Annotated in this window: 10 protein-coding genes; 3 read left to right on the top strand and 7 right to left on the bottom strand. The window is 71.4% G+C overall.

What is annotated here, in order from left to right; translation table 11 throughout:
* Nucleotides 1-18: 18 nt before the first annotated feature.
* From CV755_RS30670 to nsdA, 3 genes are all read right to left on the bottom strand, one after another.
* Nucleotides 19-357, bottom strand: a complete 339-nt coding sequence (locus CV755_RS30670; RefSeq protein ID WP_109283733.1) for a P-II family nitrogen regulator — start codon at nucleotides 355-357, stop codon at nucleotides 19-21.
* Nucleotides 354-1,640, bottom strand: coding sequence for an ammonium transporter (locus CV755_RS30665; RefSeq protein ID WP_109283731.1), 1,287 nt, complete (start codon nucleotides 1,638-1,640; stop codon nucleotides 354-356). The genes CV755_RS30670 and CV755_RS30665 overlap by 4 nt, the downstream gene beginning before the upstream one ends.
* Before the next feature lie 333 nt (nucleotides 1,641-1,973).
* Complete coding sequence (gene nsdA / locus CV755_RS30660) at nucleotides 1,974-3,524, bottom strand: transcriptional repressor NsdA (protein WP_241561501.1); 1,551 nt, start codon at nucleotides 3,522-3,524, stop codon at nucleotides 1,974-1,976.
* A gap of 450 nt (nucleotides 3,525-3,974) precedes the next feature.
* On the opposite strand from nsdA, the gene CV755_RS30655 reads away from it, so the two are divergent.
* Nucleotides 3,975-4,643: a bifunctional DNA primase/polymerase gene (locus tag CV755_RS30655; protein WP_109283729.1), complete on the top strand. Its 669-nt coding sequence runs from the start codon at nucleotides 3,975-3,977 to the stop codon at nucleotides 4,641-4,643.
* A gap of 110 nt (nucleotides 4,644-4,753) precedes the next feature.
* Here the strand turns inward: CV755_RS30655 and ftsY are convergent, their stop codons facing one another.
* A complete protein-coding gene (ftsY, locus tag CV755_RS30650) occupies nucleotides 4,754-5,998 on the bottom strand; it encodes a signal recognition particle-docking protein FtsY (RefSeq protein WP_109283727.1) in 1,245 nt (414 codons plus the stop codon).
* A 229-nt stretch (nucleotides 5,999-6,227) separates the two neighbouring features.
* On the opposite strand from ftsY, the gene CV755_RS30645 reads away from it, so the two are divergent.
* Nucleotides 6,228-7,715 (top strand): purine-cytosine permease family protein, encoded by a 1,488-nt coding sequence (locus tag CV755_RS30645; RefSeq protein ID WP_109283725.1) that lies wholly within the window; start codon nucleotides 6,228-6,230, stop codon nucleotides 7,713-7,715.
* A gap of 11 nt (nucleotides 7,716-7,726) precedes the next feature.
* On the opposite strand, the gene CV755_RS30640 is transcribed toward CV755_RS30645, so the two are convergent.
* Nucleotides 7,727-8,941: an FAD-dependent monooxygenase gene (locus CV755_RS30640; protein WP_109283723.1), complete on the bottom strand. Its 1,215-nt coding sequence runs from the start codon at nucleotides 8,939-8,941 to the stop codon at nucleotides 7,727-7,729.
* Between the two features lie 102 nt (nucleotides 8,942-9,043).
* On the opposite strand from CV755_RS30640, the gene CV755_RS30635 reads away from it, so the two are divergent.
* Complete coding sequence (locus CV755_RS30635; RefSeq protein WP_109283721.1) at nucleotides 9,044-9,754, top strand: TetR/AcrR family transcriptional regulator; 711 nt, start codon at nucleotides 9,044-9,046, stop codon at nucleotides 9,752-9,754.
* A gap of 88 nt (nucleotides 9,755-9,842) precedes the next feature.
* Here the strand turns inward: CV755_RS30635 and CV755_RS30630 are convergent, their stop codons facing one another.
* Entirely contained in the window at nucleotides 9,843-11,261 is a 1,419-nt protein-coding gene (locus tag CV755_RS30630; RefSeq protein ID WP_161968772.1) for a sugar porter family MFS transporter, read from the bottom strand.
* Nucleotides 11,262-11,461: 200 nt separating this feature from the next.
* Nucleotides 11,462-15,022, bottom strand: coding sequence for a chromosome segregation protein SMC (gene smc / locus CV755_RS30625; RefSeq protein WP_109283718.1), 3,561 nt, complete (start codon nucleotides 15,020-15,022; stop codon nucleotides 11,462-11,464).
* Nucleotides 15,023-15,196 lie beyond the last annotated feature (174 nt).

The raw sequence follows: 15,196 nt of genomic DNA, 5'->3' as shown, positions 1-15,196 counted from the left end.
GGTCCTTTCTCAGGTGGTTCAGAGTGCGTCGGGGCCACGCTCGCCGGTGCGGACCCGTACCACCGTCTCGACCGGTACGACCCAGACCTTGCCGTCACCGATCTTGCCGGTGCGGGCGGTCTTGACGATGACGTCCACGATGTCGGCGGCGTCCTCGTCCTCGGCCAGGATCTCCACCCGGACCTTGGGCAGCAGGTCGAGGGTGTACTCGGCGCCCCGGTAGACCTCGGTGTGGCCGCGCTGCCGGCCGTAGCCCTTGACCTCGGTGATGGTCAGGCCCTGGACCTGGAAACTCTGCAGGGCCTCCTTGACCTCGTCGAGTTTGAAGGGCTTGACGATGGCGGTGATCAGCTTCATGCGTCCACCTTGCTCTGGTCCGGCTTGCTGTGGTCCGGGTGCGGAACGGGATGCTGTGCGCTGCGGGCGGCCGAGGAGCCCCCCACCGCGCTGAGGTCATAGGCGGTCTCGGCGTGGAACGCCTGGTCCACGCCGCTGAGTTCGTCGTCGGCGTCCGCCCGGAAGCCGACGGTCTTGTCCACCAGCTTGGCCAGCAGCCAGGAGACGGTGAAGGAGTAGGCCAGCACCGAGAAGGCTCCGGCCGCCTGGCGGCCGAGCTGGGTGAGGCCGCCGACGCCGCCGGTGGCCAGCAGGCCGACCAGCAGGGTGCCGATGATGCCGCCCACCATATGGACGCCCACCACGTCCAGGGAGTCGTCGAAGCCCAGCTTGAACTTCAGGCCCACGGCCCAGGCGCAGACCGCCCCGGCGGCCAGGCCGATCAGGATGGCGCCGAAGGCGTTGACGGCGGCCCCGGAGGGGGTGATGGCGACCAGCCCGGCCACCGCGCCGGAGGCGGCGCCCAGGGTGGTGAAGGCCCCGTGCCGGATGCGCTCGAAGGCCAGCCAGCCCAGCATGGCGGCCCCGGTGGCCACCTGGGTGTTGAGCGCCATATTGGCGGCGGTGCCATTGGCGGCCAGCGCCGAGCCCGCGTTGAAGCCGAACCAGCCGAACCACAGCAGCCCGGCGCCCAGCATCACCAGCGGCAGGCTGTGCGGCCGCATGGGGTCCTTGGCGAAGCCGATGCGCTTGCCGACCACCAGCACCGCGGCCAGCGCCCCGATGCCCGCGTTGATGTGCACGGCGGTGCCGCCCGCGAAGTCGATCACCTTCAGCCTGGCCAGCCAGCCGTCCGGCTGCCACACCCAGTGCGCCACCGGGAAGTAGACCACCGTCACCCACAGAGTGATGAACAGCGACCAGGCGCTGAACTTCACGCGGTCCGCCAGCGCCCCGCTCATCAGCGCCGGGGTGATCACCGCGAACGTCAGCTGGAAGAGGGCGAAGGCGAAGACCGGGATGCCCTCCTTGCCGCCGGTCAGCGTGGTGGGGTTGATGCCCTTGAGACCGAGGTGGTCGAAGTTGCCCAGCAGCCCGCCGCCCAGGTCGTCGCCGAAGGCCAGCGAGTAGCCGTAGAGCACCCAGAGCACGGTCACGATGCCCAGCGAGATGAAGGACATCATCAGCATGTTGAGCGCGCTTTTCACCCGCACCATGCCGCCGTAGAAGAAGGCCAGGCCGGGGGTCATCAGCATCACCAGCGCGGCACTGATCAGGACGAATGCGGTGTCTGCGCCATTCATGGCCGGCCTTTCCTCGTGACGGCGGTCCGCTCCCGGACCCCTGGGGACGGTGGACGGACCTGGTTGGCCTTGAGGGTCACCCAGCACGATTTCGGCCAGGACAGCCGGCTGTTTCGGGGCGGTGACGAAGCCCACCGCAGTGTTACACGCGAGTGAATTCGGCCGTACTCCCCTCACGGAGGCCGTACGTCCCCCACGCCGGACCGCATGCGCCGGGCCGGTGCGCGGACGACCGCGGCGACCGCCCGGGGTGACCTGGCGTGGGGAAGCCGAGTCGGGCTGTACGGGCGGGCCGCCGCGGCCGGGTATCGGGGCCCCGGGACGGGGCCGGGCTCACACCGCGTGGGCGGCCTCCGGCGATTCCGGCAGGTGGGCGGCGAGCCGCTCGGTGAGCTCCCGCACCTCGCTGACCTCGCCGAAGTCCCGCTGTGCGGCGTCCACCGTCTTGCGCAGCCGGTTGTTCACCCGCTCCGAGCGGACCTGCTTGGCGATCCTCATCGCCTTGGCCACATGGGCCGCGGACTCCTCCGGCGCGCGTTCCATCAGATCGACCGTGGCCAGGCCGATCAGGTTGAGCGCATACGACCGCTGGTGCTCCTCGTCATCGGCGAACAGCTCCACCGCCCGCTCCATCTTGGGCCGGGCCAGCGAGGCGTAGGTGGGGCTGCGTCCGGCCACATAGGCCAGATCGCGGTAGGAGTGGGCGTTCTCCGCGTTGAGTTCGGCCTCGGAGAAGAAGCGGATCCAGTCCGGATCGCCGTCCCCGGGCAGGCAGTCGGCGAAGCAGTCCTCGGCCATGGTCACCGCGCGTTTGCACTTGGCGGGCTGGCCCATATTGGCGTAGGCGCGGGCCTCCATGGCGTAGAGCATGGCCTGGATGCGCGGGGTGGCCGTCTCCCGGGAGCCGTACTGGCCGAGGTGGATCAGCTCCAACGCGTCCTCCGGCCGCCCGAGATGGATCATCTGGCGGCTCATGCTGGACAGGACGTACGAGCCCAGCGGCCGGTCACCCGCCTCCTTGGCCGCGTGCAGCGCCAGCACGAAGTACTTCTGGGCGGTGGGCTGCAGACCGACGTCATAGCTCATCCACCCGGCCAGCTGGGCGAGTTCGGCGGCCACTTTGAACAGGCGCCTGGCGGTGTCCTCCGACTGTGACTCCTGGAGCAGGTCGGTGACCTCGTGCAGCTGTCCGACCACCGCCTTGCGGCGCAGGCCGCCGCCGCACCGGGCGTCCCAGGCGCGGAACATCCGGGTGGTGGACTCCAGCAGCTCCAGCTCCGGCAAGGAAAGTTTGGGCGCGCGCCGGACGCGGTCGGCGCCGGCGGCGGCCCTGGCGGCGCTCTCCCGGCCGCCCGGCGAGGGGACCAGCCAGCGCTGCATGGGCTCGATCAGCGCGGGGCCCGCGGAGAGCGCCAGTGAGGTGCCCAGGAAGCCGCGCCGGGCGAGCATCAGATCGCTGCGGGAGAACTCGCTGATCAGCTCGACGGTTTGGGGACCGGCCCAGGGCAGGTCCACCCCCGAGACGGAGGGCGACTGGTGGGCGACGCGCAGGCCGATGTCCTCCACGCCGACCACACAGCCGAAGCGTTCGGAGAACAACTCGGCGAGGATCTTGGGAATCGGCTCCCTGGGCTGCTCCCCGTCCAGCCAGCGGCGCACCCGGGAGGTGTCCGTACTGATGTGGTGGGCACCCAATTGCCGTGCCCGGCGGTTGACTTGCCGCGCCAGCTCGCCCTTGGACCAGCCGCTGCGCAGGAACCAGGAACCGAGCCGCTCATTGGGGCGCTTCTGCCCGGCGTCGGCCTGTCCGGCCGCACCCGCCTCGCCAGCCCCGTCGGCACCGAAGGTGCCGCCGACGTCGCCACCCAACTGGAACGCCCCCATTCACACACCTATGCTCCGGCGCCCGGGCGCACGAAGGCTTTCAACGCGAACCGCCCACGGCGCACCGCCCGTTGCGACGGCCGGGCCGGTGAGGCGCCGCCGCGCCGTTCGCTACGGCACACCCACCGGGGCTCCATCCTCCAGGAGTTCACACGGCTCATGCACCGAAAGTAATCCTACGATCACCGTTGAGGCGAGCGGAGTCCAGTAAACGCCACCATTCGCCACCCCAAGGAATGAACCCCGCGGGCGCTTCTCGCGATTGACTTGACACCTGTCAATGGAAGAAGGCCCAGGATTTGACGGACAGTTGCGCGCCACGGCGCGCAGAACTCCCCGCATCACCGGTGGCGCACCGTCACACCGCCTTAAAGCCGGTCGTCCGCGACCGTCCGTGTCCGGGACACTCCGACCCGTAACCATCCGCAAAGACGACCCGTTGGAGGAGGCATGGGGTTCACTATCGGCGGCATCCGGGATCTGCGCCCGGGTTCTCGGCGCCGAGGCCGGGCGGCGGAGTCGGTGACCACGGTGGCGGAGTACACCGGCCTGTGGGGGTGGGATGTAGTGCCCGGCGCCCGCGCCACCCGCGGCGGAGGCGAGGTGAGTTGCTCCTGCGGGGCCGCCAACTGCCCCTCCCCCGGCGCCCATCCGCTCCCCTGCGCCCCCGAAGTCCCGGCGGGATCAACGCTGGACGAGGCGACGGCCGCCTGGGCCGAGCTGCCCGGTGCGGCCGTACTGCTGCCCGTAGGCCGCTCGTTCGATGTGCTGGAGGTCGCGGAGGCGGCCGGCCGGCACGCCCTGGCCCGGCTGGAGCGGATGGGACTGCCGCTGGGCCCGGTGGCACTCACCCCGCACGGCCGGGCGCTGTTCTTCGTGGCGCCGGGCGCCGCCGCCGGACTCCCCCAGCTGCTCTACCGGATGGGCTGGGACGACGCCCGGCTGGATCTGCGCGGCCTGGGCCCCGGGGAGCACATCACCGCCCCGCCCTCCGACTTCGCGGGCCTGGGCCCGATGCGCTGGCTGCGTCCGCCGGCTCTGGACGCCGACCGGCCGCCGCAGGCCCGGCTGCTGCTGGGCACCCTGGCCTATGTCTGCCACCGCTCGGCTGAGGGCTGACGGCTGACGGCTGACGGCTGACGGCTGACGGCTGACGGCTGACGGCTGACACCATAACGGCGGGGCCGGTCGCGTGAGTTGCGACCGGCCCCGCCGTGGTGTTCCGGGGATCACTCCCCGATGAGCGCATCCACAAAGGCCTCGGGCTCGAAGGGCGCGAGATCGTCCGCACCCTCGCCCAGGCCCACCAGCTTGACCGGGACGCCCAGTTCACGCTGGACCGCGACCACGATGCCGCCCTTGGCCGTGCCGTCCAGCTTGGTGAGCACGATGCCGGTGATGTTCACCACCTCGGCGAACACCCGGGCCTGCACCAGGCCGTTCTGGCCGGTGGTGGCGTCCAGCACCAGCAGCACCTCGTCCACGCTGCCGTGCTTCTCCACCACCCGCTTGACCTTGCCCAGCTCGTCCATGAGCCCGGTCTTGGTGTGCAGCCGGCCCGCGGTGTCGATCAGCACCACATCGGCGTTCTCGGCGATGCCCTCCTTGACCGCGTCGAAGGCGACGGAGGCCGGGTCACCGCCCTCGGGGCCGCGCACGGTGCGGGCGCCGACCCGTTCGCCCCAGGTCTGCAGCTGGTCGGCGGCGGCGGCCCGGAAGGTGTCCGCGGCGCCCAGCACCACCGACTTGCCGTCGGCCACCAGCACCCGGGCGAGCTTGCCGGTGGTGGTGGTCTTGCCGGTGCCGTTGACGCCCACGACCATCACCACACCGGGCTTCTCCTCGCCGTTGGTGCCGACACCGGGCTCGGTGTGCACCTTGCGGTCGAGGTCGGTGCCGACCAGGGTGAGCAGTTCCTCGCGCAGCAGGCCGCGCAGCTCCTCGGGGGTGCGGGTGCCCAGCACCTTGACCCGCTCGCGCAGCCGGTCCACCAGCTCCTGGGTGGGGGTGACGCCGACATCGGCGGTGAGCAGGGTGTCCTCGATCTCCTCCCAGGTGTCGTCGTCGAGGTGCTCCCGGGAGAGCAGGGTCAGCAGGCCCTTGCCCAGGGAGTTCTGCGAACGGGAGAGCCGGGCGCGCAGCCGGACCAGCCGGCCGGCGGTGGGCTCGGGCACCTCGACGGCGGGCGCGGCGGCCTCGGGGACCGCCTCCTCGACGGGCGCCTCGGGGGCCTCGGGAGCCTCCGGCGCCTCGGCGGGCGGCAGCTCCACCTCTTCTATGGTGCGGCGCCCGGTCTCTTCGCGCGGGGTCTCGGCCTCCTCGCCTACCTGGGGCTCGGCGGGCGGCGCGGTGACGGACGGGCTGCTCGGCGGCGGCGGGGGCAGCTGCTTCTTCTTGCGGCTGCTGACCACCAGCCCACTGATCGCGCCGAGCGCGACCACAGCGATGACTACGGCAAGGATGACGATTTCCATAACGCACCCAGTATCGGACACCTGGGGTGCGGGGGCGGCGCCCTGCGGCAGAGCCGGTGCGTCCGGTGAATTGGTGCAATCACACTGAGGACCAAAGTCACTAAACGGCTTAAGTTGGATCAAACTACGATGGCTAAGGCGCTGCGACGCGCGTAGAGTCCCAGCGTTCTCTCTTGCCCAGGTACTACCAGGGTTCACTTTTCCGCTTAAACCGCACGGAGCCCCCCATATGGCCCCCCACAAGGACAATGTGAGCGCCGCTGATCCCGAAGGCGCGATCGAAACCCGTGGTATCGAGCCCGTCCCGGATCATGAGCGGCGCGGCCGGGTCCGGGAGCTCTTCCCGACCTGGGTCGCCGCCAACATCAGTGTGCTGCTGCTCACCATGGGCGCGGCCCTGGTGGTCTTCAACCAGCTGAACTTCTGGCAGGTCCTGATCGTCGCCGCGTGTGCCGCGCTGGCGTCCTTCGGCCTGGTGGGCGTGGTGTCGGTGTCCGGCAAGTGGGGCGGCGCCCCGGGTGCGATGCTCTCCCGCGCCACCTTCGGTGTGCGGGGCAACCTCTTCCCCGGCTCCATCCTCTGGGTGGCGCGCTTCGGCTGGGAGACGATCAACGCGGTGACCGGCGCCTATGCGGTGCTGACCGTGCTCGACCTGGTGTTCGGGATCAAGAGCAACACGGTGCTGATCGTGGTCACCCTCTTCGCCTTTGTCGCCTGCACCTTCCTGGTGAGCGGTATGGGCCGCAAGGCCCTCAACGTCTGCAACAAGTGGTCCACGTACCTCTTCGGCGTCTTCAGTGTGCTGGTGCTGGGCTACCTGGTGGTCCACATGAAGTGGGGCGAGGTCTTCTCCAAGCCGGCCGGCTCCACCGCGATGATGATCGCCGGTATCGGCACCATCGCGGCGGGCGGCATCAGCTGGGTGCCCACCGGCCCGGACTTCGCGCGCTACTTCCCGCACTCGGTCTCCGGCAAGAAGATCGCCGGGGTGACGGTCTCCGGTGCCGCCCTGGTCATGGTGCCCATGGTGCTGATGGGCGGCGTGATGGCCGTGGCCACCCCGGACCTGGCCAAGGCGCAGGACCCGGTCTCCTTCCTCGGTGACATCCTGCCGACCTGGCTGGCGGTTCCCTACCTGATCACCGCGATCGTGGGCATGCTGCTGATCAACAGCCTGTCGATGTACTCGGCCGGTTTCACCGCCCAGACCATGGGCGTCAAGCTGCCCCGTGCCATGGCGGTGAGCATCAACGCGGTGATCTCCCTGGTCGGCGGTGCGCTGCTGATGCTGGTTGCCTCCAGCTTCCTGGGCTCCTTCATCACCTTCCTGATCCTGCTGGCGGTCTCCTTCTCCGCCTGGATCGGCGTCTACGCCGTGGACATGGCCCGCCGCCGGCGGCGCGCGGTGCGCTATGACGCCGAGGCGCTGATGAACACCGGCCCCACCAGCCGTTACTGGTACAGCGGTGGCTTCTGCTGGCAGGCGATGACCGCCTGGACGGTGGCGCTGCTGGCCGGTATCGCCTTCACCAAGTGCGACTGGTTCTCCGGTCCGCTGGCCGGCACCTTCGTCGGCAAGTACGGGCTGGGCTGGGCCGCGACCATCGCCATCTCGGCGCTGGTGATGGCCCTGCTGCCGACGCCGCGGGAGAACGAGGCCGGCGCCGCCGCCGTCCCGGCCCCGCGCGAGGAGCAGCAGGAGAAGGTCACCGTCTGACCCTCGCTCCGCTAGGCCGACGTCCCCTTCGCCGCAGTGCCGGCGGAGGGGACGTCGGCGTTGGGGAAGGGGTATGCGGGCAGCTCGGCGCTCGCCACCTGCTCGGCCGCCTTGAGCATGCCCTTCATCATCAGCGGCCGGGACAGCAGGCCGTTGCGCAGGCGCAGGCCATGGGCGGTGCGCGGGGCGAGGAACCGGCCCGCGTTGCCCTTGCGGCAGATCCGGGCGTACCGGGCCAGCCGCTGCTGGTAGCGGGGGAAGGCCGTCCGGTGGTCGCCGCCGGCCAGCGCGAGCTCTCCGGCCAGCACATGGGCGGCGACGATCCCCATGCCGGTGCCCATCCCGCCCAGGGTGGTCCCGGAGGCGGCGTCCCCGAGCAGGGCGATCCGGCCGGTGGACCAGCGGGGCGCCACCGCCCGGCTGATGGAGTCGAAGTACAGCTCCTCGGTCCGGCGCAGCGAGTCCAGCAGCCGGGGCACCTCCCAGCCCAGGCCGGTGAAGGCCTCGGTGATCAGCCGCTTGTGCTGGTCGGGGTCATGGCGGTGGTGGTCCCGTTCGGGCGAGGCGAAGACAAAGAGGGTGCGGGACCGGCCGGGGCCCTGGGGGCCGGCGCCGACGGCGGCCAGCCGCCCGGGGACATTGAGGCCGACGGATCCGGTGGCCGGGCCATGGTGGGGCAGCTCCCAGGTGGCCACGTAGTACCCCAGGTGGGTGACGAAGTCCCGCTCGGGGCCGAAGGCCAGGCGGCGGACGGTGGAGTGCAGCCCGTCGGCGCCGAAGACCAGGTCAAAGGTGGCGGGCTCGGCATGGCGGAAGGTGACCCGCACTCCGTCCGGGGTCTCGGTGAGGCCGGTGACCGTGTCGCCGAAGAGGTAGTCGGTGTACGGCAGGCTGTGCCGGTACAGCACCCGGGACAGCTCCCCGCGGGGCACTTCCAGGGCGCCGCCGTTGAACTCGCCGGGCAGCTCCAGCAGCCGCCTGCCGCGCTCGTCCACAAAGGCCATGGGGCTGCCGCCGGTCTGGATGCGGCGCAGTTCCGGGAGCAGCCCCATGCGCTCCAGCACCGTCAGATGGGTCTCGCCCCGGAAGTCCACGGCCTGGCCGCCGCCGCGCAGCGCGGGGGCGATCTCGACCACGGTGGGCCGGTAGCCCAGGCGTCCCAGCCAGTAGGCCAGCGCGGGGCCGGCGATCCCGGCGCCGGAGATCAGGACCTTGCCGTTGTTCATGGTTCCCCTCCGTCAAGAATGGTGTCCGCCAGAAACAGTGTCCGTCGGACGCAATAACTACTGTGTACCATGGAAACAGTTGTTGGGGAAAGGGGCGCCGCCATGACCGGGAAGCACGGGGAGATCAAAAGGCTGCTGTGGGGGCCCCATGCGGCGCCCGCCCGGGGCCCCAGGCGCACCCTGGACCTGGACCGCATCGCCCGTGCCGGGATCGAGCTGGCGGACGCCGAGGGCCTGGCCGCCCTCTCCATGCAGCGCCTGGCGGAGCGGCTGGGGGTGACCAAGATGGCGCTGTACCGGTATGTACCGGGCAAGACCGAGCTGGTGGCGCTGCTGGTGGACGCGGCGATCGGCCCCTACCCGCCGGAGGCCGGCGGCGAGGACTGGCGGACGGCCCTGGAGGACTGGGCCGTCCGCCTGCTCGCCGTCTTCCGCCGTCATCCCTGGGCGCTCGGCGCCACGGTGGGCCCGCGCCTGCCGGGGCCGGCCGAGCTGTCCTGGCTGGAGGCGGTCGTCGCCGCCCTGGACGGCACGGGGCTCGGCGGCGCCGAGCGGATGGACGCCGCCGTGCTGCTGACCGGCCATGTCCGGATGATCAGCGAGCAGTCCCCCGCCGCGGGCCCGTCACCGGGCGTGGAGGAGCAGCTCACCGCCGCCATCGGGGAAGTGCTGACCGAGCACGGCGACCGCTTTCCCGCCCTGACGGCGGCCCTGGCCACCGGGCCGGAGGGGCGGGAGAACGCCTGGGAGTTCGGGCTGCGGCGCATCCTCGACGGCCTGGCCGCGCTGATCGCGGAACGCACCGGCCGCTGACGCCGGAAGGGGACACGGAAAAGGGCTGCCCCCGGCACCATGCGGTGCCGGGGGCAGCCCTTTTCGAGGAGAGGGGCGGCGGGGGAGGTCAGCCCATCTCCTCCAACGCCTTGCCCTTGGTCTCCTTCACAAACTTCAGCACGAAGGGGATCGAGAGCACGGCGAAGACCGCGTAGATGATGTAGGCGCCGGACAGGTCCCAGTCGGAGAGGCTGGGGAAGCTGGCCGTGATGGCCCAGTTGGCCAGCCACTGCGCGGAGGCGGCGACGCCCAGCGCCGCGGCGCGGATCCGGTTGGGGAACATCTCGCCCAGGAAGACCCACACCACCACGCCCCAGGACAGGGCGAAGAAGAGCACAAAGGCGTGGGCGGCGATCAGGGCGACGGTGCCCTGCGCGGTCGGCAGCGTGCCCGCCGCGCTCTTGGAGGCGAAGGCCCAGGCCTCCAGGGCCAGGGAGATCGCCATGCCGGCGGAGCCCACCAGGGCCAGCGGCTTACGGCCGATCCGGTCCACCAGCACCATGGCGATCACGGTGCCCACGATGTTGATGATCGAGGTGGTGAAGCTGTAGAAGAACGAGCTCTCCGGGTTGACGCCCACCGACTGCCACAGCGTGGAGGAGTAGTAGAAGGCGACGTTGATGCCGACGAACTGCTGGAAGACCGACAGCCCGATGCCGATCCAGACGATGGGCAGGAAGCCGCCGCGGCCGCCGATCAGGTCCTTGAAGGTGGACTTCTCCTCGCTGTGCATCGCCTGCTCGATCTCGGCGACACGCGCGTCCAGGTCGATGTCCTTGCCCTCGACGTCGGCCAGCACGGCCTTGGCCTTGTCGGTCTTGCCGACCGAGATCAGGAAGCGGGGGGACTCGGGGATGGCGAAGGACAGCAGGCCGTAGAGGACCGCCGGGACCACCATGACGCCCAGCATCAGCTGCCAGGCCTCGATGCCCATCAGATGGCCGCGCTGCTTGCCGTGGGCCATGTTGAGGATGCCCCAGTTGACCAGCTGCGAGATGGCGATGCCGACCACGATGGCGGCCTGCTGGAAGGAGCCCAGCCGGCCGCGGTAGGCGGGCGGGGAGACCTCGGCGATATAGGCCGGGCCGATGACCGAGGCCATACCGATGGCGATGCCGCCCAGGACGCGCCACAGGGCGAGGTCCCACAGGGCGAAGGGCACCGCTGAGCCGACGGCGCTGACGGTGAAGAGGGCGGCGGAGATCTGCATGGTGCGGATCCGGCCGATCCGGTCGGCCAGGCGGCCCGCGGTGGCCGCACCCACCGCGCAGCCGATCAGCGCGATGGCGATGACCTGGGCGAGGGCGGCCGAGCCGATGTCGTACTTGTGGCGAATACCCTCGACCGCACCGTTGATCACGGAACTGTCGTAGCCGAAGAGGAAGCCACCCATGGCCGCGGCCGCGGTGATGAAGATGACATGGCCGAGGTGGTCCGGCTGGGCCTTACGGCCCGCGGACCCCTGCGCCATCGCAGTGCTGGTCAACGTGTACTCCTGGGCGCCGGCGACTCTGCCGGGCGGTGTGGGGGTGGCCTTTCCAGTGGGACACAAGATCAAATCGGCCACCACTTGAAGGCATAAGCAACGCAGCAGACCCTATGCCTTCAATTTTCTAAGTCAATAGACTGTGACGAAGAAGTTCTCTCACAGTTTCCAGCAAGTTGCCTTCACTACTTGAAAGATCGCTAACGAAGCCGCTGGCTGATGACCTTGGAGACCCCGTCGCCCTGCATGGATACGCCGTAGAGCGCGTCCGCCACCTCCATGGTCCGCTTCTGGTGAGTGATCACGATCAGCTGGGAACTCTCCTGGAGTTCCCGCATGATCCCGATCAGCCGCTGGAGGTTGGTGTCGTCCAGCGCCGCCTCCACCTCGTCCATGACATAGAACGGGCTGGGCCGGGCCTTGAAGATCGCCACCAGCAGGGCCACCGCGGTCAGTGAGCGCTCGCCGCCGGAGAGCAGGGACAGCCGCTTGACCTTCTTGCCCGGCGGACGGGCCTCCACATCCACCCCCGTGGCCAGCATGTCCTCGGGATCGGTGAGCACCAGGCGCCCCTCGCCGCCGGGGAAGAGCCGGGAGAAGACGCCCTCGAACTCCCGGGCGGTGTCCCGGTAGGCCTCGGTGAAGACCTCCTCCACCCGCTTGTCCACGTCCTTGACCACCTGCAGCAGGTCGGCGCGGGTCTTCTTGAGGTCCTCCAGCTGCTCGGAGAGGAACTTGTGCCGCTCCTCCAGCGCCGCGAACTCCTCCAGGGCGAGCGGATTGACCTTGCCCAGCTGCTGGTACGCCCGCTCCGCGGCCTTCAGCCGCCGCTCCTGCTCGGCGCGCACATAGGGCACCGGCCGGTTGCGCGGGTGCTCCGGGTCCTCCGGCAGCTCCTCGCCCTCGGCCGGCGGCGAGGGGGGCACCGGCAGGTCCGGGCCGTACTCCGCCACCAGGCCGGCCGGCTCCACGCCGAACTCCTCCAGCGCCCGGGCCTCCAGCTGCTCGATGCGCAGCCGCTTCTCGGCGCCCAGTACCTCGCCCCGGTGCACCGAGTCGGTCAGCTTGTCCAGCTCGGTCTTCAGCTCACGGGCCCGGTTGCGCTGCTCGGTGAGCTCGCGCTCCCAGGCGGCCTTGGCCTCCTCGGCCGCCAGGCGCTCCGCCTCGGCCCGCTCCAGGGAGACCTCGACATGGGCCAGCAGCTGCCGGGCACCGGCCGCCACGGCGGTGGCCACGTCGGCCTCATGGCGCAGCCGGGCCCGGCGCCGCTCGGCCCGTACCCGCGCCTCCCGCTCGGCCCGCGCCGCGCGGTCCAGTGCGTCCGCCCGTCCGGCCAGGGCCTTGACCCGCTCCTCATGGGTACGGACCTGAAGCCGGGCCTCCATTTCGGTCTGCCGGGCGTTGGCCCCGTCCGCCGCCAGCCGGTCCCGGACGGCGGTGTCCGGCTCCCCGGTGTCCTCCCGCTCGCTCAGCGTCTCGGCCACCGCCAGCCGTTCGGCCAGCTCCTCCGCCTCCCCCGCGGCCTGGGCCAGCGCCTCCTCGGCGCGGGCGGCCGCCGCCGCGGCGCGTTCCGCCTCGCCGGCGGCGGCACGGGCCTGCCCGGCCAGCCGCCCCAGGTCCTGGGCCAGCCGGGACTTCTCCCGCTCGGCCCGGCTGCGCAGCGCGGCGAGTTCCTCCACCAGGGCCGCCCGGCGGGCGCGTTCCTCGGCCGCGGTGCGCTGACGGTCGGCCAAGGCGGCGCAGTCACGCTCCAGCCGGGCCAGTTCCGCGGCGGCCTCGTCCACCGCGGCCTGCACCTCCAGCAGGCTGGGCGCCCCGGCGGATCCGCCCTGGGCCAGATGGGCGCCCAGCAGATCGCCCTCGGTGGTCACGGCGGTCAGCGCCGGGTGCGCGGCGATGAGTTCCTCGGCCTGCTCCAGGGAGTCGACCACCACCACCCCGTGCAGCAGCCGGTGCACCGCGGGCAGCAACTCGGGCGGGGCGCCGACGAGTTCGGCGGCGGCGCGGCAGCCCGCCGGGGGCACCGTGCGCTCCGCCCGGGGCGCCCCGGCCAGCAGCAGCACCGCGCGCCCGGCGTCCTCCTTCTTCAGCAGGCGCAGTGCCTCGGCCGCGGCGGCGAGTGAGCGGACGGCGACCGCGTCGGCGGCGGCGCCCAGCGCGGCGGCGACGGGGAGTTCGTATCCGGGGGCCACGGTGAGGAGTCCGGCGGCCGGTCCCAGCACTCCGGCCAATCGTTCCTGCGCCGTCAGCAGCGCGCCGGTGCCGTCCTTGCGGCGCAGTCCCAGGGCGAGTGCCTCATGGCGGGCGGCGAGCGCCGCACGCCGCCGGTCGGCGCCGGTGGCGGCCTCCCGGGCGGCGGCCAACTCCTCCTCGGCGGCGGCGAGTTCCCGCTTGGCCTGCTCCTGACGTTCCGTCAGTTCGAGGTCCTCGGCATCGGCCCCCGCGCCGAGCGCGCGCTGCCGCTCGTACTCCTCCTGGGCGGCCGCGGCCCGTTCCCGGGCCTCGTCGCGGGCGGCGGCCAGCCGGCCGATCTCGGCCTCGGCGGAGGCGACCCGGCCGCGGGCGGCGCTCACCCGGCCCTGCAGCCGGGCCAGTTGCTCCCGGCGGTCGGCGCTGGCCCGGGCGGCGTCCCGCAGCCGGCGTTCCTCCTCGGCCAGCCGGCGTTCCAGCCCGGCGCGGTGCTGTGCGGTGTCCTCCAGGGCCCGGCTCGCCGCCTCCAGCGCGGCCTGGAGCTCGGCCTCCTGCTCCCTGATCCGGGCGGCCTCGCGCTCCAGGTCCTCCGGGTCACGGCCGCGCCGTTCCTCCTCGGGCGCCGAACGGGCGCCGGTCACCCGGGCGTCCGCCAGGCTGACGGTGCCACGGACCCGCTCGGCGAGCCGGGAGAGTTCGTACCAGGTCTGCTGGGCCCGGGCCAGCCGGGGCGCCAGCTGGGCGACCTGTTCCTCCAGCGCGGCCTCCTGCTCGGCCGCGGCGCGCAGTTGGGCCTCGGCGGCCTCCTTGCGGCTCCTGAGCGCGGCCTCGTCGGCGATCTCCGCCTGGAGCGCGCGGCGCAGGGTGACCAGGTCGTCGGCGAGCAGCCGCAGCCGGGCATCGCGCAGGTCGGCCTGGATGACGGCGGCCCGGCGGGCCACCGCGGCCTGCCGGCCCAGCGGTTTGAGCTGGCGGCGCAGTTCGTCGGTGAGGTCCTGGACGCGGGCCAGATTGGCGCGCATGGCGTCCAGCTTGCGCAGCGCCTTCTCCTTGCGCTTGCGGTGCTTGAGGACGCCGGCCGCCTCCTCGATGAAGGCCCGGCGGCCCTGGGGGTCGGCATGCAGGACCGAGTCCAGCTGTCCCTGGCCGACGATGACATGCATCTCGCGGCCGATGCCGGAGTCGGAGAGCAGTTCCTGGATGTCCAGCAGCCGGCAGGTGTCCCCGTTGATCTGGTATTCACTGCCGCCGTTGCGGAACATGATCCGGGTGATGGTCACCTCGGCGTACTCGATGGGCAGCGCCCCGTCGGAGTTGTCGATGGTCAGCGAGACCTCGGCGCGGCCCAGCGGGGGGCGGCCGGTGGTCCCGGCGAAGATGACGTCCTCCATCTTGCCGCCGCGCAGCGACTTGGCGCCCTGCTCGCCCATCACCCAGGACAGGGCATCCACCACATTGGACTTCCCCGAGCCATTGGGGCCCACGACACAGGTGATGCCGGGCTCAAAGCGCAGTGTGGTGGCGGAGGCGAAGGATTTGAAGCCTCTCAGGGTCAGGCTCTTGAGGTGCACGCGGTAGGACTCTACCGTTCATCTCGGTTTCACCCTGGAAGGTGCAGGGCACATGATGCGGTGTGGGGGCGGGATCAGGAATAAGCGGGGGCCTACGGAAACGACGAAGGGACGCCGAAGCGTCCCTTGCAGATTCTCAAGCGGCTGACAGTGCAGCCCGACCGGGCCCCCGGG

Source organism: Streptomyces orinoci (genome assembly GCF_003121295.1).
Lineage (GTDB): Bacteria > Actinomycetota > Actinomycetes > Streptomycetales > Streptomycetaceae > Streptomyces > Streptomyces orinoci.
This window is presented reverse-complemented; position numbering and strand designations above follow the sequence as displayed.

What these genes read in the sequence shown, in the direction of transcription:
- CV755_RS30670 (WP_109283733.1), bottom strand. Translation starts at nt 357, where the DNA reads ATGAAGCTGATCACCGCCATCGTCAAGCCCTTCAAACTCGACGAGGTC.
- CV755_RS30635 (WP_109283721.1), top strand. Translation starts at nt 9,044, where the DNA reads ATGACCGGGAAGCACGGGGAGATCAAAAGGCTGCTGTGGGGGCCCCAT.
- ftsY (WP_109283727.1), bottom strand. Translation starts at nt 5,998, where the DNA reads ATGGAAATCGTCATCCTTGCCGTAGTCATCGCTGTGGTCGCGCTCGGC.
- CV755_RS30665 (WP_109283731.1), bottom strand. Translation starts at nt 1,640, where the DNA reads ATGAATGGCGCAGACACCGCATTCGTCCTGATCAGTGCCGCGCTGGTG.
- CV755_RS30645 (WP_109283725.1), top strand. Translation starts at nt 6,228, where the DNA reads ATGGCCCCCCACAAGGACAATGTGAGCGCCGCTGATCCCGAAGGCGCG.
- nsdA (WP_241561501.1), bottom strand. Translation starts at nt 3,524, where the DNA reads ATGGGGGCGTTCCAGTTGGGTGGCGACGTCGGCGGCACCTTCGGTGCC.
- CV755_RS30655 (WP_109283729.1), top strand. Translation starts at nt 3,975, where the DNA reads ATGGGGTTCACTATCGGCGGCATCCGGGATCTGCGCCCGGGTTCTCGG.
- CV755_RS30640 (WP_109283723.1), bottom strand. Translation starts at nt 8,941, where the DNA reads ATGAACAACGGCAAGGTCCTGATCTCCGGCGCCGGGATCGCCGGCCCC.